We start from the raw sequence: 26142 nt of genomic DNA on the forward strand, positions 1-26142 counted from the left end.
GCAGAGCTCTATGCCTCGTGCATATGCGGACACCCGGGCGCCGGGAGGCGAGAGGTCCCCAGGAGGGCGCCGAAAGGGTGTGCGGAGCCGCCCGTCCCTCAGGCCGGCGCCAGCGCGACACGGAACATTCTGGGCCAGAACTTCCCGGTGATCAGGAACTGATGGGTGCCGGGGACCGCCGCGATACCGTTCAGCGTGGACCCTGGGACGAGTTCGTCGTCGCGCAGCAGGCCCGATGCGTCGATGCTCGCGCTAACCGCTCCGGTGATGGGATCGATGCGCACGATCCGGTCGGTGAAGAGCACATTCGCATACACGGCGACACCGACGCACTCCAACTCGTTCAGCGCCGTCACCGGCCGGCCCCCTTCGGTCACGGCGACCTCGCCCGTCTTCGCGAGCGTTCTGGGGTCACGGAACGTCAGTCGTGACGAGCCGTCGCTGGTCACCAGCCGGTGCCGGGCTCGATCGAGGCACACGCCCCAGCCGTCGTCCTGGTACGGGACGCGACGCAGTTCCTTGAGCGTCTTGACGTCGCGCTCGATGGCGGTCCGGTTCCGCCAGGTGAGCTGCCACAGAGTTCGGCCGAGCACGGTGACGCCCTCGCCGAACAAGGGCGCGGGGAGCGCCGTGCGGACCGTGGGTTTCTTGCCCAAAGGCCCCGCCCGTACCGAGGACCGGCCGGAGATGCCGGTGCCTTCGTAGAGCGTGTCGCCGGCCATCTCGAGTCCCTGGGTGAACGCTTGCGGGTCGTGCGGAAAGGTCTTGAGCACCTTGACCCGCAGGCGCTCGATCCGGTGCGAGGCGACCCGCCGCGCGCCCGCGGCCGCACCTGCCGGATCGTCCGGGGCGTGCTCTCCCGTCGCGCACGACGGGAGCAGCAGCACACTCAGGAGCACCGCCCCGGTGCGGCGCAGGCGCTCAGACACGGCAGGAGACGCCCGGTTTCAATGTGGCTCGCAGTGGCGTCACCAGGGACTGCCGCAGGAGGACCGGGGTGCGGTCCGCGTGCGGCTCCAGCAGGTGCAGCACCAGCGTGCGGCTGGAGCGGGCGGGCAGCTCCAGGTCCAGCGTGAATACGGAGTGGCCGCGTTCGACGCCGGGCGCGAGCTCCGCCGGGTGGCCGTCCAGGGTGGCGCCGGTCAGGGTGGCGCCGACGCCCGCGTAGTACGACACCCGGAGCCGGTTGTCACCCGGCCGGGTGCGGTAGGGCGGGGAGTCCTCCCGGAGCGTGACGTAACCAGGCAGCCCGGAGACCGGGGCCCGGTTGGTCAGGGTCACGGTTGCGGTGACCGGGCGGTCGCCGCTGGAGCAGCCGTTCGCTTCCCACACCAGGCTCCGGTCGAGGTAGTAGTCCAGTTTGGAGCCGGCCGCGTTGTTCACCACCAGCCCCGCGAAGGGACCGGGAGTGTCCGGGAGCGTGCCCGAGTAGGGGCGCGACTCGATGAGACGCTGCTCCGCCGCATGCGCGCTCCACACCTTCAGCCGTCCGTCCCGCTGGGCGTCGTTCAGGGCGACGAGCAGGGCAGGCAGCCGACGCACGTCGCCGGTCGCGGCGATCAGGGGTCCGGCGGCGGCGCGGGCCGCCTCGACGAAGAACGCCTTGCGCTGGGCGACGTCGTCGTACATCGCGTAGCTGGCCCGTTCGGTGAGGTCCACGACGTTGTCGGCGGTGAGCTCGGTGCCGCCCGCCATGCGGGCCGGACCGGTGACGCGCAGGAAACGGCTCAACGTGGTGGGGTCGACGGCGAACACGCCGTCCACGCGCTCGCCGGTGTGTTCGCGCCACGCCGCGGCCCAGATGCGGGCCGCGTAGGGGAAGTGGGGGCTCATGTTGGAGTTGGCCCACACGCGGGTGGGCTCGCTGCCCTGGTAGTGGGCCGCGAAGTCGGCTCCCAGGTCGAGGTCCGTCTTCGCCGTGGCCATCTCGGTGTTGTTGCCGAACCGCTCGAAGGACAGGTGACCCCGGTCGGCCGACAGCACGGCGAAAGCCCCCGGAACGCCCCCGGTACCACGCGCCTCGGCGATGTTCTGGAACGCGAGGAAATAGCGCCGTTCCCCTCGCGCGCCGAGCATGGGCGGCAGGACGCGGGCCGCCACGGAGGCGTCGGTCATCGCCGGGCCGAGGCGGTCGACCTGCCGCGCGAGCCCGGCCCTTGCCCGGTCGGCCGCCGGCAACCAGGTGGACCGGGGCAGCCGCTGCACGTCAGCCTGCACCTCGACCGCGGCGCGGGCGGCGCGAACGACTTCCGGCGCATGCTTCCGCAAGGTCATGAGGGCCTCGGACATCCCGTCACCACGGCTGTCCGGGGTGGGTGACGGCAGGGCTCGCACCAACGGCGACAGTACATCGCCTGCCAGCCGGTCGGCCGCGTACGCGGCCCCGCGCACGGTCCTGACCGGGCCGCCGAGGAAGGGCAGCGCGGCTGCGGGGTACCAGGCCGGGCCGGTGGTGAGGCGATGCGCCCGAGCGGCGTGGGCGGCGGCAGAACGCACCTCCCGCACCCGGGCGGACGCGGGCATTGCACCGGAGGCGGCGCCGGGCACGGCCGCCACCGACTGCCGCAGCGTGTCGAGGTCCCGCCCGGCCGCGATCAGCTCCGAACGGGCGAGCAGGCCGGTGACACCGATCCAGACGGCGCCGGCCAGCGGGAACGTCGCGGCGGCCAGCAGGGCGTTCCTGAGCACGCGACGGCGGCCCGGTGCCCCCTCGCGGGACCGGCCGGGCCTGCGCATGCGGAAGGCGTCTCGGCCGGGGCCGGGACGCCTTGGTTCCGCCGTGCCGATGTCTTGCTCCGTCATGAACTGCGGCGACGGCGCACGGCCCGCATCGCGGCCACGCCCGCCGCGACCAGCCCGGCCGCGATGCCACCCACGGCCACGGCGTGATCGCTGCCGGTGGCAGCCAGGGCCGAGTCATGATGGGAGCTCCCCCATCCGCCGGAGTCGTGCGAGCCGGGCCCACCCTGTCCGCCGGCACGGTCGGATCCGTTCGACCCGTCGGACCAGCCGTATTGCCCGAGCCCGCTGTGACCCTGCTCGTGCTTCGCGCGCAGCACCTTGATACGGGCGGAGAGCTCCAGCCTGGACCTGCGGCCCTCCAGCTCGATGGTGTGGTACCCCGGACCGGTCTTCCGCGGGATGGTCACTCTGCCCCTGACAACTCCCTGCGCGTTCGCCGTGAACCAGCCCAGGACGACCTCATGCGAGTGCAGTTCCGCCACGACCCGCTCGAAGGGGGCGAAGCAACTGCCACGGAATGTCAGCGTGTCCCCGGCGGGCACCACGGTGCGGCTCAGGGTGAGTTGCGGGGGCACCGGCGGGTACGCCTGGCACGTTGGGGAAGGCGGCTGTGCGTGGGCGGCCTGCGCCCCCACCAGCGGTGCGGCAACGAACACAGCAACTGATGCTGCCGATGCCAGAGCCACCCGCCATCTGGGCGATGTCATCTTCTTCACTCTCCTCGACTTCAGTCCGGGCCGGGCTGCAACGTCGGCCGAAAGCAAGATCCGGATACCAAGATCTGAATACATCGAACAAATGAGATATATGGCACCGACTGGCGTGGTGCAGCCCAGAAGTCACCCGATGGTGTAGCGCTTGCTTCTCGATGGCCCACGCCGACACCCCGGCCCAGCGGTGTGCGTCGCGCGGGTCGTTCGGCGGCCGACACAGGGGTGGCTCCCCCGGTTGACGCGCGCGAGTCCCTATCGTCGGCCGCGTACACAGGGAACAGAACATTCCGTTTCGGGTGGTTCCCTCGGTCTCATGAGGGGTGAAGTTTGGATCTCCACGGATTCCTGAAGGCTCTTGCCAGACGCTGGCCGACGGTCGTGGTCTGTCTCGTTCTCGCGACCGGGGCGGCGCTCGCCGCGACGAGCTTGAGCACACCCGTCTACGAGGCGCGGACCCAGCTCTTCGTCGCCACCCGCACCGGCGACGACACCGCCCAGATGAACCAGGGGCAGAGCTTCTCGCAGGCGCGCGTTCAGTCGTACGCCGCGATCGTGACCACCCGTCAGGTGACCCGGCCCGTGGTGAAGGAGCTGCGACTGCGCACCACTCCGGAGGAACTGGCGTCGCGGATCACCGCCGCCGCCCCACTCAACACCGTGCTCATCGACATCACCGTCCGGGATGCCGACGCCAAGCGTGCGGCCCGCATCGCCAACGCCGTGGCGCAGCGGTTCAGCGCGGTCGTCGAGCGACTGGAGGCGCCCAAGCGCGCGCCCGGCTCGGCGCAGACACGAAAGAGCCGACCTACGGGCGCCGGTGCCTCGCCCGTCTCTCTGGGCGTCACCCAGGAAGCAGTCGCCCCCGCCGGTCCGGTCTCACCCCGCCCGCTGGTGAACCTGGTCGCAGGAGTGCTCGGCGGCCTGTTGCTCGGTGCCGGACTCGTCGCCCTGCGCGAGACCCTCGACACCACGCTCAAGACCAGCGAGGCGCTGGGCGAGTTCACCACGCTGCCGGGTCTCGGCAGCATCCCTTACGACAGGAACGTCCCCAGGCAACCGCTCGTCAGCGCCGACGCGCACTCCCCCCGTGCCGAGGCCTTCCGCAAGCTGCGCACCAACCTGCAGTTCTCGCAGGTCGACGAGCCGCCCCGGATCATCGCGGTGACAAGTTCGGTGCCTGGTGAGGGCAAGACCAATACCGCGGTGAACCTCGCCCTCTCGCTCGCCGAGGCAGGTCTTTCCACCTGCCTCGTGGACGGCGACCTGCGCCGACCCTGCGTGGCCTCGACTTTCGGCCTCGTCCAGGACGCCGGTCTGACCACCGTGCTCATCGGACAGGCCCGCATCGAGGACGTGATGCAGCAGGCCGGCGGCCGGCTCTCGGTTCTCGCCAGCGGCGCCGTGCCGCCGAACCCCACGGAGCTGCTCGCCTCGGCGCGCATGGAAGAGGTACTGCGCGAACTGGCGGACACCTACGAGGTCGTGATCGTCGACACCGCGCCGCTGCTGCCGGTCGCCGACACCCTCGGACTCGCCTCCTTCACCCAGGGCGCGCTGCTCGTCGTCCGCGCCGCGAAGACCAGCCGGGAACAGGTCCGCACCGCCGCGGAATCGCTGGACCGCGTGAGTGTCCGCGTCCTCGGCACCGTCTTCAGCATGGCTCCGGTGCCCCGGGGCAATCGCTACGGCACCTACGGGTCGTACGGCGAGCTGCCCGCTCCTCGCGAGTCGGACCCCCGGCAGGAGGCCGCCGCGGCGACACGTCTCGCGGGGGAGAAATGACCCGGGTCCTGTTCGTCTGCACGGGCAACGTGCACCGCTCGGTGCTCGCCGAGCGGCTGCTGGCCGCGAGGCTTCCGCCCGGTTCGGCCGTACGGCCGGAGAGCGCCGGAACGCAGGCGCGGCCCTGGTCCGGCATGGAGGCCTCCACCAGGGCGGTGCTGGAGGAACTGGGCGGTGACGGCTCCGGCTTCGCGGCCCGCCCGCTCACCGCGCAGCTCGTCGCGGGAGCAGCGCTGGTCCTCGGGCTCGCGCACGAACACCGGGAGGCCGCCGTACGGCTCGCGCCGACGGCGCTGCGGCGCTGCTTCACCCTGAAGGAGTTCGTACGTCTCGCTGCGGGGGGAGTCGACACGGTGCGGGGCGGGGAAGGTACGGCGACCACGCATGGCGACACACCGGATGGGCAAGTCCCGCCGGTCGTGGACGGTTTCGATGTCGTGGTTGCAGCCACGGCCGGCCGTCGGGGTGCCACCGCCCCGGTCCCGCCGGCCGACGACGACATCTCGGACCCGTGGGGGAGGCCCCGCTCCGTGCTGTACGGGTGCGCCCGCGAGATCGACGGTACGGTGAGCACGCTCGCTCGATTGCTGGGCGACGGAGCGAGCCTCTGAGCCGAACGTCCGCGAGAAACCTTACGTGGCTGGGGGTGGGGGACAAGGACGCGCAAGGGCCGCAGCGGACCGAAGGTGCGGGGCGCACAGTCGTGTTGCCGCCGAATGGGTAGTCCCCGAGGTGCGGGCCGGGACACGGCCTTCATCCATGGCGAAACAGCAGGTCTGGCCATCATGCCGCTCGACCCCACCGGCAAGGGCCAGGCCCGCTGGACCATGCGCTGGAAGACCGCCCTGAACGCCTTCGACGGCCGGCTCTCAGCCGCCCGTCAGCAACCAACAACCACCCCAGATATACCGCTCGTTCGGCAGACCCGATCATGGCGGTCACACCCGCGGGAAGCCCGGGCGGAGCCCTGGCGACAGTCACCACGCGCACGTTGCGTCGGCGTGCCCTCGCTCCTGCGCGAGCTGGAGCAGCGCCAGTTCACCGTCCCAGCCGCGTGCGCCGACTAGGTGAGTGCGACACTCTCCACCGGTACGGGCACCCGCGCCCCCGCGCCACTCGGGGGACCGGCGGTGGCCCCGGCGGAACGCCGCCCCAGACCGCTTCATGCTCCGGCCGGTGCGCCTCCTGGCATTTGATCGTCCGTTTCGGCACGGTCTGTACCATGCGTATCGATCGTGGTTCGGGGGATGCACGGGACCGGGCAGCTCCGCTGCCGCGATCCCGTACGGCCGGAGGACAAGGGTTTCCCGCCGGACTTGGCAGCTGCCGGGCATCGGCTGTGCCACCCGGCGTGGTGTGACGTTGAACTGCACCGCAAACCAGGAGTGCCACCAGGCCCGCACACCCTCACCGTCGGTCCGCCGACCAGTATCCGGCGGCCGGCTGCCGTCCCCGCGACTCGTGGCACGTCGCTGTCGGATCTCTCTGTGAGCCGGCGCGCCGCCGGCGCCCCTGCCCCTCTGCCCGATGGAGTTCCTCAGCCCATGCCATCTGCCGTCAACTCCTTGACCGGCCGTGCACGACGTGTCAGTTGCGCTCTCCTGGCCTGCCTGTCGCTCGCCGCCGTGCTCAGTGCCGGAACAACCGCGGCTGCCCGCGGCACGGACAGCAAGTCTCTGCTGCCCCAGCCCGTTGCCCGGATCACCGCCGTCAGGAAGATCGATGCACGCACCGAAGACCTGACGGTCAGTTCACCGGCCATGAACAGCTCGATCCCTGTCCGCGTCATTCTTCCCAGAAGCTGGGCCACGAAGAAGAAGTCCACCTTTCCCGTGCTCTACATGCTGCACGGCGGGAACGACGACTACACGTCCTGGACGCGAGAGACGGATGTCGAAGCACTCGCCGAGAACTCCGACGTGCTGATTGTCATGCCCGACGGAGGGAAGTTCGGCTATTACAGCGACTGGCATGTCGGAGCGTCCCGCTGGGAGACCTTCCACACCACCGAACTGGTCCAGCTCATGGAAAAGGAGTTCCGCGCCAGCCCGTCGTCCCGGGCGATCGTGGGCCTGTCCATGGGGGGACTCGGCGCACTCAACTACACAGCACACCACCGGGGCATGTTCCGGTACGTCGCGGCCATGAGCTCCTACGTCGACCTCAACGACCCCGCGGTGCGTCTGGTGCTCGCCCTCGGCTCCCAGAGGGACGGCATCGACCTCAAACAAGTCTGGGGCGACCCCAACGAGAACGCCGACATCTGGCAGGCCCACAACCCCTCCGCAATGCCACGAGCGTTCCGCGGGACAACCGTCCACATTTCCTGCGGCAACGGCACTCCCGGACCACTGGACCAGGGCCATCCGCTCGATGTCATTGTGGTGGGTGCGCTGGCCGAAGCAGCGCTCCCGAACTCGGTCAAGAAATTCGCCGCCTCACTTCGCTCGGCAGGTGTCAGGACTACGACACACCTCTATGGACCGGGCACCCACTCATGGCCGTACTGGCAGCGTGAACTGCACGCCATCTGGCCGACCGTCATGAAATCACTCAAGTAGCCCGTTCGGGGGGCCGCATCGCCCGCCTCCCGTTCATCCCACCACTGCCGGCATGCATCTGCTGCGGACCGAGAGAAGCAAGGGACATGGGCCGAAACGTAGTGATCTTTGCGGCAGGATCCCGCGGAGACGTCCAGCCCTGCCTGGCCCTGGGCCGGGCTCTCACCCAGCGCGGCGACAACGTGCGGGTGCTCGCCAGCACCCGCTACCAGGACCTGATCGAAGCCGCCGGACTGGACTTCCATCACCTCCCAGCCGATCCCACCGAGATCATCGAGTCGGCAGAGGGCCAGAAACTGCTTGCCGGCCGAAGCAACCCGGTGGCATTCATCCGCAGCATCAACAGAGTCCTGCAGCCCCGGATCGCCTCGATCCTCGCCCGCACGCAGGAAGGCGCCGTGGGAGCCGATCTGGTCCTGGCCCCCACCTTCAGCTTCCTCGGCGTCCACCTGAGCCAGTACTTGCGCGTGCCGCACGCGATCATCCACTTCCAGCCGAGCCAGCCCACCGGCATGTTCCCGCACCCACTCGCACCGGCTGCCCGCTTCCTCGGCTCCCTCGGCAACCGCCTCAGCTTCGACGCGGTGGACCTGGGATCCTGGCTCGTGTGCCGCCAGTTCATCAACACCTGGCGCAGACAGAGCCTCGGCCTCCCCGCCCTGTCCCTGCTGGACCCCTTCCGCCGGGCTCGCCGTGCCCCCGTCCTTTGCGCGTTCAGTGACACGATCGTGCCGCGACCGTCCGACTGGGGGCCGAACGTCCACGTGACCGGTTTCTGGCACCATGAGCAGCCGCAATGGAATCCGCCACGGCGACTGCTCGCCTTCCTGGACCAAGGCCCCCCACCGGTGTACGTCGGATTCGGCAGCATGAAAACCAGTGACCCCGAGGCCACCGGACGCCTCGTGCGAACGGCACTGCGACGCGCAGGACTCCGCGGCGTGCTGGCCGGCGATCCCGCCACCAGCGAAGAGGACATGCTCGTGGTCGGCGACCTTCCCCACGACTGGATGTTCCCCAGGACGGCCGGGGTCGTCCACCACGGCGGCGCGGGCACCACGGCTTCGGCACTGCGCGCTGGAGTACCCTCGCTCGTCTGCCCGTTCTTCGGCGACCAGGCATACTGGGCCGCCCGCGTGCACAGCCTTGGCGCGGGCCCCAAGCCCTTGCCGGCCCGTCGCCTCACCGTCCCCGTTCTCGCCCAACGCCTGTATGCCCTCACCACGGACACCGCCTACACCGAGGCCGCCCGCCGACTCGGCCGTGCACTCAAGTCCGAGGACGGCACCGCTCGTGCCTGCTCCGTCCTGGACACGCTCGTCCACGCACGATGACGTGTCCGTCGGATCCCCCAGTGACGTGCGCGAAGGGAAACAGGCCACGCGGGCAGGTCATCCGGCGCCGTGACTGGCGCGAGTGCCGACCGCACATCGCACGCACACGACACCACCTTCGTCGCTGCCGACGAGCTCACGACTGGCCACTCTTCAGTCCGCGGAATCGGGCCGACTCGGCGGTGCGGAGCTGGCATTCATCGGTCGGACGGCTCCTCAGGATGAACGTGCTCCTGCCCCAACCGCCCAGCCAGTGACCTGGAAGATAGCACCGGCTGGGGGATCCACCCCCTCTCAGGGGGCGCCCGTCGCGACATCAAGCTGGACGCTGGTCTGCCCCGGGCGCAAGGCAGGCAGCGGCCATACTGGAGGCCGCGCTCCCCCGGAGAGGGATGGGCTGCCCACCGGTTGGAGACTTACAGTGACGCAGGCCGTGGAATATGCCCCAAGGGGATGTGATGTTCAGTCATCCGATCAGCGGGGCGCACCGGAGGGCGCATGCCTGGATGAGCCCTTGTGAAATGGCCGAAAGCTCTCGGCTGTTCCCTGACTGGTACCGGTATGGCTGCCTCTCGGCTGTGGGGCGCGGTGGGAACAGCGATGCAACGATCATGCCGGCTGCTGTTCACCATGCGTGTTCCGGCCACGGTTGGCAGGGCTGCTGTCTCGGTGGACATGGTCGGGGTTTCCGTCTCCGGGTTGCCTCAGACCCTCGCTGCCCCGGCCCGGGGCAGGGATCACCGGTCGCAGATTCAGCTGCGGTGGCGCGGACCGTGCGAGCCGAGCGTTGTCCAGGGCGCAGAGGCACATCCTCAGCAACGAGCGGAAGTCCTGCACCTCTGCCCAGGGATCGGCACAGGCCGAACCTGTTGAAGGGCCGGCGGCCTGACAGAGATCGTTGATTTCGCGGCCCTCTGCAGCAGCAGTCGTTGAAGGAGACTCTCCTGGTACGTTCACAAAAGTGCCAACGAGCACGGCAGGATCTTCGTAGAGGTCCGGATGGGTGAGCGAGTGAGCACCCCGAATTCGACCGCCGCGGTTCTTGGACGGCCTTCTGCGAGTCCTGGGCGGATCTCACGCAGATGGCCACGGCGCCCGGCGCGGAGCTGACGTCGAGAGTGTCCGGCGAGCACAGAGTGCGAAGGCCGCGCCGGAACCCCGAGCGGCGGGTGGACGAACAGGCCCGAGTACTTTCATGCTCCGCCGGTGTCTCGTACGCGACTTCACGTCGGGGCCGGCCGGCTCGGCGGCGTGGATCCACCGGTCCAAGACAAAGACCTTCGTCCTGCTCCGTCACTTCCCGGGCGGCGGGAGCCCCCGAGGGGAGGCCTCCTCTCGTCGTCCAGGAACATATCGAGCGCGGCCAATTCGGCAGGAGGCTGGCGTGCTTGTTCAAGCGGCGTTCCAGCGGCTTCGACGGGGCCTTGGGCAAAGGCATCCACGCAAGCGCCAGGTGAGACGGCCATCTGGAGCAGACCCCACTCGAGCGCCCCTCCGCCCAGACTGCGGGCCCATTGCCAGCCGGCACCACCGAAGTAGTCGGCCTCGACACAGGCAACCGGCCCTTCCGTCGACCAGTTCGCGAGGAGGTGGTCAACAGCGAGCCTGAAGTGCTGCCGTCCGTGACGGAGTCGAAGAGCTCATCGGTCATCGGCATCGAGGCCAGGCCTTGCCCAAGGGGGTCAAGCCGGGCGGCAGTCAGTTCCTGAGGCAGCTCGAAGTATGCCAACCCGGGCTGTCACTGTCTGCAGTTCGTACCCCACACCAGAGCTCTCCGATGACGATCGGAGATCTCACCGTGCCCTGTTGGCCCACGCCGAACGCGCGTGCCACTCACCTGAGGACGGACACCCCACCGGCCGGCTCCCGCCAGAACAGCCTTCGGACAGCGGCATCACTGATGCGCGCTACCCGGATGGGACGGGCTGCCTACCGGTGTTTTCACCCAGATGGGTGACCTGGTGGCAAGAGGGATGACAGAACATCACCCGTATGGCGGGTGCGCGGGGTCGTGTCCCCGCAGTCAGGGACGCCCGCCGGGCTTCCGAGATGCCTGAGTGCGCCCTTGTTTGTGGCGCTGTGCATGGGCCGTTCCCGTAACACGTACGGCAGGAAGGACCGGTTGCTACTGCGGAGCGGCACCGCACTGCTCACTGCTTCACCAGCGCACGGCAACTACTCCCTATGGTCTACGACTGGGTCCCGGCTGCCTGGCTCTTGCGTGCCTTGATCTGCACACTCTCAGTGATCAAGGGTTCAAGCAGTGCCCCTGCGGTTGCGTCCCGGCACCCGACAGAGCTTGCTTGTAAAGGGGGTCCCGGCACCTCAGACAGCAGGACAGCCAACCGCGATCGGGACACGAGCAGGAGGCCAGGTTCTTGATGAACAGCACCATGTCGGAAGCCGTAGTGGCAGGGGTCGACGGGCGGACCCTGGAGACCCTGCCTGTGCCCGACTACTTCACGGCAGCGACGATCCGAGCCTCTGACGTCGGCATGTTCGAGGGGGTCGAGGACAAGGACGTACGAAAGTCGCTGTTCGTCGACGAGATTCCGATGCCTGAACTGGCTCCGGACGAGGCGCTGGTCGCGGTGATGGCGAGTGCGATCAACTACAACACGGTGTGGTCCGCCATGTTCGAGCCTCTGCCGACGTTCCACTTCCTGAAACAGATGGGCAAGGCCGGCGGGTGGGAGGCACGCCACGATCTTCCCTATCACGTGCTGGGATCGGACGCTTCCGGTGTGATCGTACGAACCGGTTCCTCTGTCCGTAAGTGGAAGGTCGGGGACCATGTGGTCGTCGCACCCGCCTATGTCGACGAGCAGGACCCCGACACGCACCGCGACGGGATGCTCGGAGATGGGCAGAAGGCATGGGGCTTTGAGACGAACTTCGGCGCTCTGGCCCACTACGCCGTCGTGCGGGCAAGCCAGCTGATGCCCAAGCCTGCACTGCTGAGCTGGGAGGAGGCGGCCGTCAATCCTCTGTGTGCCAGCACTGCCTACCGCATGCTGGTGAGCGACCGTGGCGCGCAGATGAAGCAGGGTGACGTGGTTCTCGTGTGGGGAGCGACCGGTGGCCTGGGCTCGTACGCCATCCAGTTGGTGCGTAACGGGGGCGGCATTCCGGTCGGCGTGGTGAACTCCGTGGAGAAGGCCGCCCTGCTGCGGTCGTTGGGATGCGAGGCGGTCATCAACCGCTCGGACATCGAGGACGGGGATCCCACCGCACTGGAGCGGCCGCAGGGATGGAAGAAGGTCGGCGCGGCCATCCGCGAAGCGGTGGGTGAGGATCCGCATATCGTGTTCGAGCACGTGGGTCGCAGGACGTTCGGGGCCTCGGTCTTCCTCGCGCGCCGCGGCGGAACCGTGATCACGTGCGGCTCCAGCACCGGATATGCGCACACCTACGACAACCGTTACCTGTGGATGCGTCTGAAGCGAATCATCGGCAGTCACGGCGCCAACCTGTACGAACAGTCCGAGGTGAACCGGCTGTTCAGCCTGGGGCATCTCGTGCCGGCGCTGTCGAAGACCTATGCCCTGAGTGATGTGGGGGCGGCTACCAGGAGCGTGCAGACCAATCAGCACATCGGCAAGGTCGGCGTACTCTGCCTGGCCCCGAGCCCGGGTCTGGGCGTGACGGACCCACAGGCTCGGGCGAAGGTCGGGGAAAGCCGCTTGCGGCTCTTCCGGAGCTGAGCCCCGTCGAAGACCCCGAGTGTCCGCTCACCTGATGGCCCGCCTGTGCAGAGCGGTCGAGGTGAGCGGACAGCGCACCATCAAGGGCCTGAAGCCTTGCGTTGCGCTCCAGCCAGTCCTGCGGCTGTGCAGGTCAGCTGCCGCGGTGCAAGAGAGCTCCGGTGAGGTGCTCGGCAATGGCCTCCACGTAGGGCGGGTCGATCAATGACAGGTGATCACCCTGGACGGGGACGACCTCGAGCGAGGGGCACAGCGGAGCCCAGCCCAGGTCTTCCTCCGATCGCAGGTAGCGCGGGTCGAGGGCGGTCGTCAGCGGCTGGGCCTCTTGAGCCCGATACAGCACGACGTGCCCGTCGTACGGCCGCGGCTGGTAGCGCTCTCCGACGCGGGCGTCGATGTAGGAGGTCCGCTGATGTTCCAGGATGCCGGGGCTCATGCTGAGGCCGGCTTCGGCCACCAGCCTCATCACGAGGTCGATCTGCTGCTCGTCGGGAGTGGCGGCCAGCTCTTCGTAGGGGAGGTCCAGGCGGTGTCCGTAAGTCTGCTCGATGTATTGGGCGAACCGGCCGAACCGCTCCAGCAGCATGCCCTGCGAGTCCAGCCCCGGCAGAGCGGCGGGCAGGATGGTGTCGATCAGCCCCAGGAAGCCCACGGCCCGGCCCTGGTCGCGCAGTTGGCAAGCAGCCTCATAGGCCAAGCAGCCGCCGAAGGACCAGCCCAGTAGGTGGTAGGGCCCCTCGGGCTGAAGCTCTGTGATGATGTGCAGGTAGTGAGCTGCCTTTTCCTCCAGTGTGGCGACCGCGTCCAGCCGTTCGAGCCCGTAGACGGGCGGGCCGGCGGGAAGCAACTGGACGAGAGGGCGGTACACGGACGTCGGGCCACCCGCGGGGTGGAAGGTGAACAACGGTGAGCGGGAGGTACCGGGCTGGGCTTCGCGCAGCGTGCGCACGACGGACTCGCCGGTGGCGTTGACCGCGGGTCGGATCAGTTCCGCAATGGCCGCGACGGTGCGGCCCTTGACGACCTGCTCCTCGGACAGGGTGACATCCGTGTCGCCGAGGCGCTGAAGGATCGCGTCGGCGAGGGCCCGGGCCGTGTGCTCATCGCCGCATGCGGCGATGAAGTCGTCATGGACGCCCTCGGGGCGGGTACCGATTGTCTCGGCCCAGACGCTCGCCACGAGGCGTTCGGCGGCGTCCCGGGGACCGATGTACGTGGGCAGGGGAGGGTGCGTGTCCCCGCCGGCCGAATGCGGCGAGTCCTGCGCAGTCGGCCCGGACACGGTGTGCTGCGTCCGGCCGGGGTGCTCAAGTCCCAGTTCGCCCAGCACCATGTCACTGAGGTCGCGGAGACTGGCTCCCCGCAGCAGGAGCTTGGGGGACAGGTCCAGCGCGAAGTCCTGCCTGACCGCGTTCTGGATCCGCACGGTCATGAGGGAGTCGAGTCCCAAGCCGGTGAGCGCGGCGCTCTCGTCAAGATCATGCACCGCGAAACCCATGACCGCTGCTGTGCGCTTGGCCAGTCGCTCGCAGACCTTGCCGGCGGCGGCGTCGCCCAGTCCTGCGATGCCTTCGGGACCGGCCCAGTCCCCGGCGAGGCCGTCTTCGTCCGACAGGACCCCGGCGAAGAACGGAATGGTCTCCAGACCCGGATAGGCAGTCAGGGCCCGTTGGGTGTCCAGGTGCACCACTCCTGTGTATGGCCGCCCGCGGGTGATGAGCGCTTGCAGGGCGTCCAGGCCTTCGGACAGGCGGATGGGTTCCAGTGCCAGGGCCGGGTTGTCCGGTGCGGCACCGACCTGTGCCCACGGACCCCATGCGATGGCGGTTGCGGGACGACCGGCGGCGCGTCGCTGGTGTGCCAGGGCGTCCAGCCATGCGTTGGCGGCGGCATAGGCTGCCTGCCCGGGAGAGCCCAACAGGGCGGCAGCGGAGCTGTAGGCGAGCCACCAGTCGAGGTCGTGCTCGGCGGTGGCGTCTTCCAGGCGCAGCGCCCCCATGACCTTGGGCCTGAAGACCGTGGCGATGTCGGACGGCTGCATGTCGGTGATGATGTGGTCGTGGAGTACACCGGCGGCATGGGCGACGCCGCGCAGTGCATGGCCTTCGGCCACGGCGGCTTCGACGAGGCGTTGTGCCACGTCTGGTTCGGCGATGTCGCCCTGGACCACGGTGACGGAGGTTCCGTGCGTGCGTAGTTCCGCCAGTGCCGTTTCGGCTTCCGGGCCCGGAGCCCTGCGGCCGTTGAGCACGATGCGGCCCGCTCCGCGTTCGGCGAGCCGCCGGGCGGTGGCCAGGCCGAGACCGGTGAGTCCGCCGGTGAGGATGTAGGCGCCGTTGGGACGGGCGAAGGGCACTTCGTCGTACGGCTCGCTCATGTCCGCCCGTGCCAGCTGGGCCACGAGGCGGGTTCCGGCACGCCAGGCGACCTCGTCGGCGTCGCCGTCGGCGAGGATTTCCTGGACGAGGTCATCCACCAGTCCCGGCTGGGGGGAGATGTCCACGAGCGAGGACCGAAGATCTGGGCGTTCAAGAGTCATGACGCGGACGAGACCGCGCAGACAGGCCTGGTCGGGGTCCGGTACTTCGCTCGGGGCCGTGGCCAGAGCATTGCTTGTCACAAGCCACAGGCGGGGGGCCGGCGCGCCGGGGGGGCCGGCGGCGAGAAGCCGTGCCATATGTGAGGCCGCATGGAATTCGGGAGAGGTCCCAAGTGGTGCCGGTCCGGGGCCGAAGAGCATGACGACTGCGGCCCGGCTTTCACCGGTCTGTACCCGCCAGGTGTCCAGGAGGCTGTTGACGGAGCCGTCCTGGTACTCCCCGACGGTGACAGCCACGCTTCTGTCTTCGAGGGCCGCTGCGAGGGGGGCGGCGAGCTGGTCGTCTTCGTTGGCGTTGGGACCGGCCAGCACCAGGACGGAGGCCGGTGGGCGCGGGACGCCGACGCCGTTCTTCTGCCACTGGATGTCATACGTGATGTCGTCCAGGGGCGCCGCGATGTCGCCCGGCTCGATGAGCCGCACTTCCACACCGTGAGCCACGATGTCCGCATCACCGGGGACGCTCTGTGCCTGGATGTCCCATCGACCGTGCGGGCTGTTCGCGGGGGCGTCGTCGCGCGCCGACGCGAAGCACCGGATCCGGTACTCGTCGTCCACCGCGGTGCGCTGCAGATGAAGGAGTTGCAGTGAGGCCGGGGCGCTTTCGGCCGAGTGCGCTTGCGGTGCCGTCTTGTCCTGGCCCGCTCCGGGAGTGACCGGCGCGCACAAAAGGGCGTCGAGCAGTTCCGCGAGATGGTGCCGGCCGGGTGTCGGCCGGGAGCCGGCTGCCTTCCATGGGGTGGCCTCGATCAGTGAGGCGTCGTCGCAGGGCCGGTCCGGATCGAGGGGGCCCGGTGCGGTCAGGACCCGGGCTGATGCGTGGCACAGCCAGGTATCCGCGGCGGACCGTGAATGGATGGTGACGGCTGCCTGGTGAAGGCCTGACGGCTGCCACACGGTGGTAATGGGTGTGCTGGTGGACAGCGGCAGCCACTCGTGCACGACCAGGTCCTCGATGCGGACGCTCGCCAAGTCCGTCCGGCGGATGTCCTCTGCCGCAGCGAGCACCAGCTCCGCACACATCGGCAGGCTGAGTACAGGCCGCCCGTGCAGCGTGCGAGGCTGCTGTCTGCAACTGGCGGTGCCCGCATCCCCCTGCCACAGGACCCGGTCAGTCTGGGGGTCCTCCACGCGCAGGCCCAGCAGCCCATGGCTGCCACGAGCGGGTGCTGCCCCTCGCGTTGCCCTGTGGGCGGGGAACCAGTGGCGTACGTGGCGCCACGGCGGGGTGGGTAGCGGAACGCGCCGGCCGCTCGGCCACAGCGTGTCACCGGGTCCTGCGACGCCGGCGAGATGGAGCTGGGCCAGCGCGGCGAAGAAGTCGACGGTGTCGTCGGCGTTCTTGTGCAGGGTCGGCACCACGAGGGCTGTGTCGCCGGATACGGCGGTGAGCGTTTCACTGAGGGGGACAGCGGCGACGGGGTGCGGTGCGATTTCGAGGAACAGGTCGTGGCCGTCTGCCGCGGCGGCGGCCACCGCCTGCTGGAATCGCACAGGCCGACGGGCGTTGGCGCACCAGTAGTCCGCGTCCGAGCGGACGGTCGCGCGCGGGTCGCTGAGGACAGTGCCGTACCAGGGGATCGTGGGCGTGCGGGCTTGAACGGACGCGAGGGCTTCGCGCAGCGTCGGCAGGATGGGGTCGACCGCGGATGAGTGGCCGGCTCCGCCCACGGACAGGAGACGGGCCAAGCGGCCTTCCGCCGTGAGGTCCTCGACCAGCTCGCCGACAGGTCCGGCCGGTCCGGCAACGGTGCACCGATGCGGTGAGGAATGCACCGCGATGCCGACGCCCGGGTAGCGGCCCAGGACGTCGGCGCGTTCCTCGTCCGGAAGTTCCACCGCTGCCATGGCACCGGCGTGTTCGGCGTCGATCCCTGCCAGCTTCACCGAGCGGTGCAGGATCACCTTCAGGCCGTCGCGCATGTCCAGTGCACCGGCGACCACCGCTGCGCTGACCTCTCCCATCGAGTGGCCGATCACCGCGGCTGGTTCCACGCCGTGGGCGCGCAGGGTGTCGGCGAGCGCACATTGCAGACCGAACAGGAGCGGCTGGACACGGTCCACGCTCGTCCCTTGGTCGGCACGGATGAGGTCGGTCAGGGAAGTGCCCAGTTCGGAGGCGAACACGGGGTCCAGCCGGGCCACGGACCGGGTGAAGACCGGGCTGTCTCTCAGCAGGTGGCGTCCCATGCCGGGCCACTGGGAGCCGTAGCCGGAGAAGACGAAGACCGGCTGCCGGGGGCTGGGCCGGTCCCCCTGGACGCTGGGCGCAATGACACCGGGCATGGATTCGTCCCGTACGAGCGCGGCCAGTGCGTCGGCCAGGTCACTGCGCGTTCTGGCCACGACGGCTGCGGTGACCGGGCCCCGGCGGTGGTGGGCGAGGGTGTGGGCGAGGTCGGTGAGCGGCGGCATGTTGTCTTTGGAAGCCAGCCGGTGCGTGAGGCTGGTGGCGACGTCGCCCAGCCGGTCCTTCGAGCGTGCGGTGACGAGGAGGACGTGCGGGAGACTGCAGCCCGCTTCGTCGGCGGTCGCACCCGCGCCCGGCCGGTGGGGTGTCTGCGCGGTGTGCGGCGCCTGCTCCAGGACGACGTGCGCATTGGTGCCTCCGAATCCGAAGGCTGACACGCCGGCGCGGCCCGGCCGGTCGCTGCCGCCCGGCCACGGGGTCGGCTCGGTGACGACCCGCAGCCCGAGGGCTGTGAAATCGATGTGCGGGTTGGGGCTGTGGAAGTGCAGGGTCGCAGGAAGCTGTCCATGGTGGAGCGACAGCACAGTCTTGATCAGGCCAGTGACGCCTGCCGCCCCTTCGAGGTGCCCCAGGTTGCTCTTGACCGATCCGATGAGCAGCGGGCGGTCGGCCGGCCGCCCGCGCCCGAGGACGGCGCCGAGGGCGCCCGCCTCGATGGGGTCACCCAGCAGGGTGCCTGTGCCGTGTGCCTCGACGTAGTCGATATCGGCGGCTTCTGCACCGGCATCGCGCAGGGCACTGCCCAACAGGGCCTGCTGGGCGATGGGGTTGGGTGCCATAAGACCGGCCGAGCGGCCGTCGGAATTGACGGCGGTGCCGCGGATGACCGCGAGGATCCTGTCACCGTCGCGTTGGGCATCGGGGAGCCGTTTGAGGACAACGACACCGCAGCCCTCGCCTCGTGTGATGCCGTCGGCGCTCGCGTCGAAGGGTTTGCATCTGCCGTTGTCCGCCAGAGCGTCGGCCTGGTCGAAGTTCACGGTGACAGCAGGAGACAGCAGTACGTTGACCCCCGCTGCCAGCGCGGTGTCGCTTTCGCCGCTGCGCAGGCTGCGGCACGCCTGGTGGACGGCGACGAGGGACGACGAGCATGCGGAATCGATGGTCATGCTCGGGCCGTGCAGGTCCAGTAGGTAGGACAGCCGGTTCGCGGCGATGCTGCCTGCCGCTCCGGTACTGGTCCAGGCGGTGACACGTGACAGTTCCGCGGTGGTCAGATGCCCGTATTCGAGTGCGCTGATGCCGACGAAGACGCCGGTGGCTGTTCCTTGCAGCGCCGGGGCGGCGATCCCCGCGTGGTCGAGGGCTTCACAGCCCACTTCGAGAAGGAGCCGCTGCTGCGGATCCATGACCTCGGCTTCGCGGGGGGCGATGCCGAAGAAATCGGCGTCGAAGCCCTCGATGCCATCCAGGTACCCGCCCCACCGAGTGGTGTGGTCCAGTACGGCGGCGGTGTGGGAGCTTCCGTCGTCGAAGTCCCGCCAGCGTTTGTGCGGGACGTGGCCGACCGCGTCGGTACCGGCGAGGAGGTGCTGCCAGAAGGCTTCGGGCCCGTTGATGCCGCCGGGTAGACGGCATCCGATGCCCACCACCGCAATGGGCACGGCCCCATTGACCGGGGTGCCCCCGTCGGCTGAGCGCTCCGCAGCGTGGGCCGGCTGTCCGGGCGGCGCGAGGCGGTGAAGGAGCTGCCCGATGGTCGGGTTCTCCCACAGCAGGGTGGCGGGAAGTGACATGCCGAGGAGGTGCTCGAGGCGCCCGCTGAGATCGACCGCATCCCGTGACGTGAGGCCGTATTCGGGCAGGGGGCGTACGTCGTCCAGCTCGTCCGCCGGTACGCCGCACAGGCTCGCGACGAGTTCTCGCAGCACGGAGCGCAGCTCCGCGGCGTCCGGCGCTTCTGTGCGCACCGGATCGCCGGCGTCCGGCGATCCGGTGCCTGTCCGTCTGCCGGCCTGCTCGCCTGCTGCCGTCATGTGCAGTCAGCCCCCTTCTGCGCTGCGTGCTTCGCCTGCGGCCACTCGCCTGCGAGATAACGCTCGCGGCAGGCCGTGCGGGCGACCTTGCCGCTGGTCGTGTGGGGCACCGTGTTGGGTGCCGCGAGGACGAAGTCGTAGACCGCGATGGCATGACTGCCGGCGACCGCGGCGCGGACGGCGCGGGTCACCTCCTCTCGGACCGTCTCGGGGTCTGCGAGGTCGCGGGTGTGCTCGGCAACGACGACGAGCTTCTCGCCCTCCTCGGTGCTCACGGCGAAGGCCGCGGAGTGGCTGCGCCGCAGGGCCGGGTGCGCGTTCTGCACGGTCTCTTCGATGTCGTGCGGGTAATGGTTGGTGCCGTCGACGATCACCAGGTCCTTGGTGCGTCCGGTGACGTAGAGCTGCTTGTCGTACCACATCCCCAAGTCGCCGGTGCGCAGCCAGCGCTTGGAGGGATCCTCGGGGCTGTCTCCGTCCAGGACCGCGTGGAACGTCGCCCGGCTCTCCTGAGGGCGGCGCCAGTAACCACGCCCGACGTTGGGCCCCTTGATCCAGATTTCGGCGACGGTGCCGTCCTCCTGCCTGCGGTGCGTCGTGGCGTCGACGATGGCGACTTCCTGGTTGGTCGGCCGGCCGCAGGCGACCAGTTCGCTGACGGCCCCGCCTTCGGTGGGCTCTGCCACGCGAGCGTTGCCCTGCGCCAGCATGTCCCTGTCGAAGGGGGTGACGGTCGGCTCTTCCGCCAAGGGCGAGGCCGCGACGAACACGGTGGCTTCCGCCAGACCGTAGGAAGGGCGCATCGCCGTTCTGCGCATGCCACAGGGTGCGAAGGCCTCCTGGAACCGCGTCAGTGTCTGGGCACGAATCGGTTCGCTGCCGTTGACCATCGCGGCTACCGATCCCAGGGACAGGGTGGCGCGGTCCTCTTCCTTCACCCGCTGGACGCAGTAGTCGTAGGCGAAGTTCGGCGCCGCGGTGACAGCGCCGCTGTACCGCGTGAGCAGGTGCAGCCATCGCGCGGGCTGCTGGACGAACGCCAGCGGATCCATGAGGACCGAGGGAACGCCGCCGACAACGGGCAGTGCGATCATCAGCACCAGGCCCATGTCGTGGTAGAGCGGCAGCCATCCAACGGCGCAGTTGTGGCCCCGGCGGATGTCGTATGCCTCCAGCGCCTGGCGGGCGTTGGTGCAGACATTGGAGTGGGTGATCTCCACCCCGGAGGGGAACTTTGTCGATCCTGACGTGTACTGCAGGTAAGCGCAGTCTCCCGGGGTGACGTGCCCGAGCGGTTCCTGCGCGTCGTCGCCGGCGTCCGCCTGGAGGTCCTCCAGGGTCGTGACGCGCATGCCGGGCACGATCCTGCGCTCGGTGCAGAAGTCCGCCACCGATGCGCGCTGCTCTTGGGTGGAGATGGCCAACAGGGGTGCGGCGTCATCCAGCGAGGAGGCCAGCTTTTCGCCGTGCCCAGGCAGGGAGGGCGGGAAGAGGGGGACCGCGATGGCGCCGGCGCAGGCGGCTGCGAGGAAGCCGATGACATAGTCCAGGCTCTGTGGCGCGACGATGGCGACTCGTTCCCCGGTCACTCCCGCTGCGCGCAGGCCTGTCGCGGTGGCCCGGACCTTGTCCTGGAGCTGTTTCCAGGTCAGCTCACACGCTGTGCCGTTTCCTTCGGCACTGAAATCCACGAAGGTGAATGCCGTCTCGTCGGGCGTATGCAATGCGTTCTGAGCCAGATGGCGGCTGAGTGTATCTCCCATGGCAGATGGCAATGCGTCACCAAGCCTTCGTCGCGTTCGGACAGGATCGAAGGACTTCCCCGTCGGCCCGGTGGAGACCGGCATGTGTGACAGTGCCGTGTGTCAGCGAGCCTATGTCCCTGGTTCGGCGCCTTGGTCCGGGATCTCCGGACATGGGCGCGCAACGAAGATCAGAAGAACACGAACCCGATCCGGGACTTGTGTGACACGCCGTAATCGATGCAGGCCGTGCCCCGTCAGCAGAGGCAGTGGGTACTGATGGAAACGGCTCAAGGACGGTGGCCTCGGGGCGCTGGAGGGCTGCGGCGTGTCGGCTTTGAGCGCCGCGTTGCGCACCCCGAGTATGGGTGAACCCGGTTGGGTCCTCTGACCCTTTGGCGGTCCTCGCCATTGATACCGGGGCTCACTCACGGGACTGGTTGATGAGCCGACTGCGCAGTCGCGGCATTCTGGTAGCCGTCATCCTGCCCTCTTTCATGACGGCTCTGGACGGTACTGTCGTCAACGTGGCTCTGCCACAGATTCAGACACAACTCGCCCTCGATGAGTCCGGGCTGAAGTGGGTGGCCGCCATTTACCCCCTGGTGCATTCCAGTTTTCTTCTGTTCGGCGGGCATCTGGCGGACAGCAAAGGCCGACGCCTGACCCTTCTGCTCGGCGTCGTCGTCTTCACGCTGTCGTCGATGCTGTGCAGCGCATCGCATCACGCGGCGGCGCTCATCGCGGGCCGAGGGCTGCAAGGCATGGGGGCTGCCTTGATCCTCCCCGCCTCCCTGGCCGTTCTGACGCACGACCTCCCGCCCCGTTCCAGGAACGCAGGCGTCACCGCTCTCACCGTCGCCCTGACCTCCGCCCTGGCAGGAGGCCCCGTCCTGTCCGGCCTGATCACAGAGCACCTGGGATGGAACTGGCTCTTCGCAGTCAACGCGCCCATCGGGGCCGTATGCCTCCTGTTCTGCGTGGCGTGCGTGCCTCACCCGTCAACATCGGGCGCAGCACAGCACGACGCTGAGGTTCCCGCCACTTCACTGCGCGCGGTCGCCCTGGTCTGCCTCCCTGTCGCAGGACTTGCGTACTGCCTCATCGAAGGACCCCGCGACGGGTTCAACGCTCCCCGCATCGTGTTCGTCGCCCTTCTCTCAGTCCTCTCCCTGCTCACGCTCGCTCTGAAGTCATCACCTCAACGACGGGCCACCATCGCTGTCCTCTTCGGACGGCGCGCCTTTACGGGCGGCCTCATCACCCAACTCCTCTGGGGATTGGGAGTCAGCGGGGTCTACTTTTTCACCACGCTGTACCTGCAGAATGTCTTGCACCTGAGCCCCACTTCTACCGGGTTCATGTTCACGCCGGTAGCTCTGGCGCTCCTGATCACCGCTCCCTTTGTCGCGGCATTGGCTCGCCGCTGGGGGGATGGGCGGGTGGCTGCGACGGGAATACTTTTCGTGGCTCTGGGCCTTCTGCTGGTGGCCGTGGGGAGCGAACAGAGTGACTTCATCGACCTCTTGCCGGGGTTGGCGACGATCGGTGTCGGCTCGGCGCTGGCGGTTCCCCTGACCACACGGGCTCTGGAATCCGCCCCAGGCCAGCTGTCCGGCATCGCTGCGGGGCTGTTCAGCGCCACCCGAGAAGCATCCGGCGTCCTCGGTATCGCCGTGGTCGGTCTGATTGTGACGCTTGCGCAGCGCTCAGCCTTTTCGACGGGCGCGAGCTCCGAACATGTCTTTCTGGTGGGCTACCAGGCCGGCCTGTACACCGCTGCGTCTCTGGTGGCCGTCGGCGTACCCGTGGCCCTGTGGGGGCTGCGTAAGCACGTATGTACCCGGCCAGGCTGCTGCGTGGTGACCGACGCTCGAGTGTCCAAATGAGCTGCGGCCTCACGATCTCTGGGCAGGGCAGCACTGGGCCATGGCATCGGCACGCCCTGAGATGGTCATGCCGGGCGACAACACCACCATGGAGGTGGAGTTGATCCAGCCGATCGCGATGGAGGAAGGGCTGAAGTTCGCCATCCGGGAGGGGGCAGGACGGTCGGCGCCGGGGGGTCACGAAGATCCGGGAGTAGGCGGCGGTGTTCGGAGGTCGTTCAGACCGAGTCCGAGGTGGCCTCCGGGCGGCTCAGCGCCTCCTCCAGCGAGGCCGAGGGCGGGAGAATCTGCGAGAGCCCGGTCAGCCGGAGCATGCGGAGCGTCAGCGGATGGGTGCAGACCAGGTGCAGCCGGCCGCCGTGGGCGAGGACGCGGCGTCTGGCCCGGTACAGCAGTCTCAGGCCCGAGCAGTCGAAGAACTCGACGTACCGCAGGTCGATCACGACCTGCGGTGCCGGTCCGGAGGTCGCCGAGTCCAGGAGCGAGGTGATCTCCATCGCCACCAGCAGGTCGATCTCCCCGTGCAACTCCAGCACCACATGACCGTCGGTGTGGTGGATACGCAGATGCCTGGTGTGCGGTGCGGGGTACATCGCCACGCGCACATCACCTCCAACCGGCTGTTGACCTGCTCCCGAAGGCAGGAGGGCAGGATCACCGGGGGCCGGGGTGACAATACGTCAAGCAATCCTAGACACAGCCCCAGGGCACCGGTGGGTGCAAAATCGTTCCTCGCTCTGCAAGTTACCCTCGTAGGAGTGAATTCCAGCATGTTCGGTTGACATATGTCTTCGCTGTGCGTGGCGAGTTGGCCGACTGCGCGCGGGGCGAGTCGGCCAACTGGCGCGCGGGATCGGCCGTCAGTCGACCAGCAGCACGATCTTCCCCGTGGTCCGGCCCGTGTCGCCCAGCGCGTGCGCCTTCGCGGCATCGGCCAGCGGGAAGGTCTCGGCGATCGTCGCGCGCAGCGTGCCCTGCTCGACGAGGTCCGCGATCGCCCTCATGCCGGTCTGGTCGGCATCGACGAGCATCCGCACCGCCCGGACCCCGAGTCGCTCGGCCTCTTCGTAGAACTCGTCGGACCCGACCGGCAGGATGGAGACGACCACGCCGCCCGGGCGCAGCACGCGCAGCGAGCGGATTCCCGTCTCGCCGCCGATCGTGTCCAGCACGACGTCGACGTCACGCACGGTCTCGGCGAAGTCGACGGAGGTGTAGTCGATCGGCTCGTCCACGCCGATGGACCGCAGGTAGTCGTGCTTGCCCGCGCTCGCGGTACCGATCACATACGCGCCGCGCGCCTTCGCGATCTGCACGGCCACGTGGCCGACCCCGCCGGCCGCCGCGTGGATCAGCACCCGCTGCCCCGCCCGCACGTCAGCCCGCTCGGTCAGCGCCTGCCACGCGGTCAGGGAGACCAGGGGGAGCGCGGCGGCCTGCGTGTGGTCGATCGCCGACGGCTTCAGGGTGAAGGCGCGGGCCGGACCGGTCACGTACTCGGCGTGCGAGCCGTGGCCGTAGGGGTAGGGCAGCATGCCGAAGACCTCGTCCCCGGGCTTGACGTGCGCGACGCCGATCCCGGTCGCCTCGACCACGCCGGAGACGTCCCAGCCGAGGACGAAGGGCGGCTTGCCGAGGAACCCTCCGGTCGCGCGGTGCTTCCAGTCGGTCGGGTTGACTCCTGCGGCCCGTACCCGGACCAAGATCTCGTTCGGACGCGGCGCGGGCCGTTCCAGGGTTACTTCCTCAAGGACCTCGGGACCGCCGAGGACGTTCTGGCCGATGGCTCGCATCGTGTTCACAGTGCTCATGGTGAACCAGCCTGCCGGGGCCCGCCTCCTCGGGAAATGGCAGAATTGCCAACCTTCGATAAGATCGTGCCATGCGGCATGTGGAGCGGGTCGTGGTCCTGGCGCTCGACGGCGTCTATCCCTTCGAGCTGGGCATGCCCAGCCGGATCTTCGGCGCGGCGGAAGGCCGCTACGAGGTGCTGACCTGCACCGTCGACGGAGGACCGGTCCGCACCGACGCCGACTTCTCCGTCACGGTCGACCACGGTCCCGAGGTCCTCGGCACGGCGGACACCGTGGTGATCGCGGCCGTCACCCCGGCCGCGATCACCACCGGCATCACCGATGAGGTCGCCGCGGCCCTCGCGTTCATCCGTCCGGGCACCCGCATCGTCTCCATCTGCACGGGCGCCTTCGTGCTGGCCGCCGCAGGGCTGCTGGACGGGCGCCGGGCGACCACGCACTGGCATGTGGCGGACGAGTTCCGGCGCAGCTTCCCGCGCGTCGACCTGGACCCGGACGTCCTGTTCGTCGACGACGGCGACATCCTCACCTCGGCAGGCGCCGCGTCCGGCATCGATATCTGCCTGCACATCGTCCGCCGGGACCACGGCAGCGAACTGGCCAACAGGGTGGCCAGGCGCTGCGTGGTCCCGCCGCTGCGCGAGGGCGGCCAGGCCCAGTACATCGAGCAGCCCGTGCCGGAGCCCTCGACGGCGAGCACCGCCGCCACCCGCGACTGGGCGCTGACGCGTCTCGGCGACCCGCTGACCCTGACCGATCTCGCCGGCCACGCCGGGATGAGCCTGCGCACCTTCGCCCGCCGCTTCGGCGACGAGGTGGGCCTGAGCCCCGGCCGGTGGCTCATCCAGCAGCGGGTCGCCCGGGCCCGCCATCTGCTGGAGGCCAGCGATCTGTCGGTGGACCGGATCGCGGGCGAGGTCGGCTTCGCGACGGGAGCCTCGCTGCGCCAGCATCTGCACGCGACGATCGGTGTCTCGCCGCAGGCGTACCGGCGGACGTTCCAGGCCGCGCGCTGACCACCGAACGATCGTCCGC

At 69.1% G+C, this 26142-nt stretch carries 16 protein-coding genes and 1 pseudogene; 9 read left to right on the top strand and 8 right to left on the bottom strand.

Features of this window, described 5'->3' with window-relative positions; genetic code table 11:
- Window positions 1–98: 98 nt before the first annotated feature.
- From ABZX90_RS04850 to ABZX90_RS04860, 3 genes are all read right to left on the bottom strand, one after another.
- Window positions 99–929 carry a glutaminyl-peptide cyclotransferase gene (locus ABZX90_RS04850; RefSeq protein ID WP_355201515.1) on the bottom strand — a complete coding sequence of 277 codons (831 nt, stop codon included), beginning with the start codon at window positions 927–929 and terminating at the stop codon, window positions 99–101.
- Window positions 922–2736, bottom strand: a complete 1815-nt coding sequence (locus ABZX90_RS04855) for a DUF4012 domain-containing protein (protein ID WP_355201517.1) — start codon at window positions 2734–2736, stop codon at window positions 922–924. Before ABZX90_RS04855 ends, ABZX90_RS04850 begins: the two co-directional genes overlap by 8 nt.
- 62 nt (window positions 2737–2798) lie before the next feature.
- Window positions 2799–3317: a hypothetical protein gene (locus ABZX90_RS04860; protein WP_355201519.1), complete on the bottom strand. Its 519-nt coding sequence runs from the start codon at window positions 3315–3317 to the stop codon at window positions 2799–2801.
- A 465-nt stretch (window positions 3318–3782) separates the two neighbouring features.
- Between ABZX90_RS04860 and ABZX90_RS04865 the strand changes: the two genes are divergently transcribed.
- The 3 genes from ABZX90_RS04865 to ABZX90_RS04875 all read left to right on the top strand — a co-directional run bounded on the left by ABZX90_RS04865 (window position 3783) and on the right by ABZX90_RS04875 (window position 6304).
- Window positions 3783–5237, top strand: coding sequence for a polysaccharide biosynthesis tyrosine autokinase (locus ABZX90_RS04865; RefSeq protein WP_351125522.1), 1455 nt, complete (start codon window positions 3783–3785; stop codon window positions 5235–5237).
- A complete protein-coding gene (locus ABZX90_RS04870) occupies window positions 5234–5848 on the top strand; it encodes a low molecular weight phosphatase family protein (RefSeq protein ID WP_355201521.1) in 615 nt (204 codons plus the stop codon). Before ABZX90_RS04865 ends, ABZX90_RS04870 begins: the two co-directional genes overlap by 4 nt.
- A 105-nt stretch (window positions 5849–5953) precedes the next feature.
- Entirely contained in the window at window positions 5954–6304 is a 351-nt protein-coding gene (locus ABZX90_RS04875; protein WP_355201794.1) for a hypothetical protein, read from the top strand.
- 470 nt (window positions 6305–6774) lie between these two features.
- On the opposite strand, the gene ABZX90_RS04880 is transcribed toward ABZX90_RS04875, so the two are convergent.
- Window positions 6775–6999, bottom strand: a complete 225-nt coding sequence (locus ABZX90_RS04880; protein WP_355201523.1) for a hypothetical protein — start codon at window positions 6997–6999, stop codon at window positions 6775–6777.
- On the opposite strand from ABZX90_RS04880, the gene ABZX90_RS04885 reads away from it, so the two are divergent.
- The 3 genes from ABZX90_RS04885 (at window position 6998) to ccrA (ending at window position 12836) form a co-directional block, all read left to right on the top strand.
- Window positions 6998–7798 (top strand): alpha/beta hydrolase family protein, encoded by an 801-nt coding sequence (locus tag ABZX90_RS04885; RefSeq protein ID WP_355201525.1) that lies wholly within the window; start codon window positions 6998–7000, stop codon window positions 7796–7798. The two genes, ABZX90_RS04880 and ABZX90_RS04885, sit on opposite strands and share 2 nt — an antisense overlap.
- Before the next feature lie 86 nt (window positions 7799–7884).
- Window positions 7885–9132, top strand: coding sequence for a glycosyltransferase (locus ABZX90_RS04890; protein WP_351125511.1), 1248 nt, complete (start codon window positions 7885–7887; stop codon window positions 9130–9132).
- A gap of 2381 nt (window positions 9133–11513) precedes the next feature.
- Window positions 11514–12836, top strand: coding sequence for a crotonyl-CoA carboxylase/reductase (ccrA, locus tag ABZX90_RS04895; protein ID WP_351125508.1), 1323 nt, complete (start codon window positions 11514–11516; stop codon window positions 12834–12836).
- A 133-nt stretch (window positions 12837–12969) separates the two neighbouring features.
- Here the strand turns inward: ccrA and ABZX90_RS04900 are convergent, their stop codons facing one another.
- Window positions 12970–19662 (bottom strand): SDR family NAD(P)-dependent oxidoreductase, encoded by a 6693-nt coding sequence (locus ABZX90_RS04900; protein ID WP_355201527.1) that lies wholly within the window; start codon window positions 19660–19662, stop codon window positions 12970–12972.
- Window positions 19659–21425 (bottom strand): fatty acyl-AMP ligase, encoded by a 1767-nt coding sequence (locus ABZX90_RS04905; protein WP_355201529.1) that lies wholly within the window; start codon window positions 21423–21425, stop codon window positions 19659–19661. The genes ABZX90_RS04900 and ABZX90_RS04905 overlap by 4 nt, the downstream gene beginning before the upstream one ends.
- 422 nt (window positions 21426–21847) lie before the next feature.
- On the opposite strand from ABZX90_RS04905, the gene ABZX90_RS04910 reads away from it, so the two are divergent.
- Together ABZX90_RS04910 and ABZX90_RS04915 are read left to right on the top strand one after the other, a co-directional pair.
- On the top strand, window positions 21848–23293 hold the full coding sequence (locus tag ABZX90_RS04910) for an MFS transporter (protein WP_351125499.1): 1446 nt from the start codon (window positions 21848–21850) through the stop codon (window positions 23291–23293).
- 58 nt (window positions 23294–23351) lie between these two features.
- A pseudogene (locus ABZX90_RS04915) lies at window positions 23352–23459 on the top strand (hypothetical protein); the annotation flags it as partial.
- Between the two features lie 52 nt (window positions 23460–23511).
- Here the strand turns inward: ABZX90_RS04915 and ABZX90_RS04920 are convergent.
- Window positions 23512–23886, bottom strand: coding sequence for an anti-sigma factor antagonist (locus ABZX90_RS04920; protein WP_351125618.1), 375 nt, complete (start codon window positions 23884–23886; stop codon window positions 23512–23514).
- A gap of 267 nt (window positions 23887–24153) precedes the next feature.
- Window positions 24154–25104, bottom strand: a complete 951-nt coding sequence (locus tag ABZX90_RS04925; RefSeq protein ID WP_355201531.1) for an NADP-dependent oxidoreductase — start codon at window positions 25102–25104, stop codon at window positions 24154–24156.
- Between the two features lie 71 nt (window positions 25105–25175).
- On the opposite strand from ABZX90_RS04925, the gene ABZX90_RS04930 reads away from it, so the two are divergent.
- Window positions 25176–26123 carry a helix-turn-helix domain-containing protein gene (locus ABZX90_RS04930; protein ID WP_355201533.1) on the top strand — a complete coding sequence of 316 codons (948 nt, stop codon included), beginning with the start codon at window positions 25176–25178 and terminating at the stop codon, window positions 26121–26123.
- The last annotated feature ends 19 nt before the right edge of the window (window positions 26124–26142 follow it).

This window comes from Streptomyces sp. NPDC002935 (assembly GCF_040611295.1).
Classification (GTDB): Bacteria; Actinomycetota; Actinomycetes; order Streptomycetales; family Streptomycetaceae; genus Streptomyces.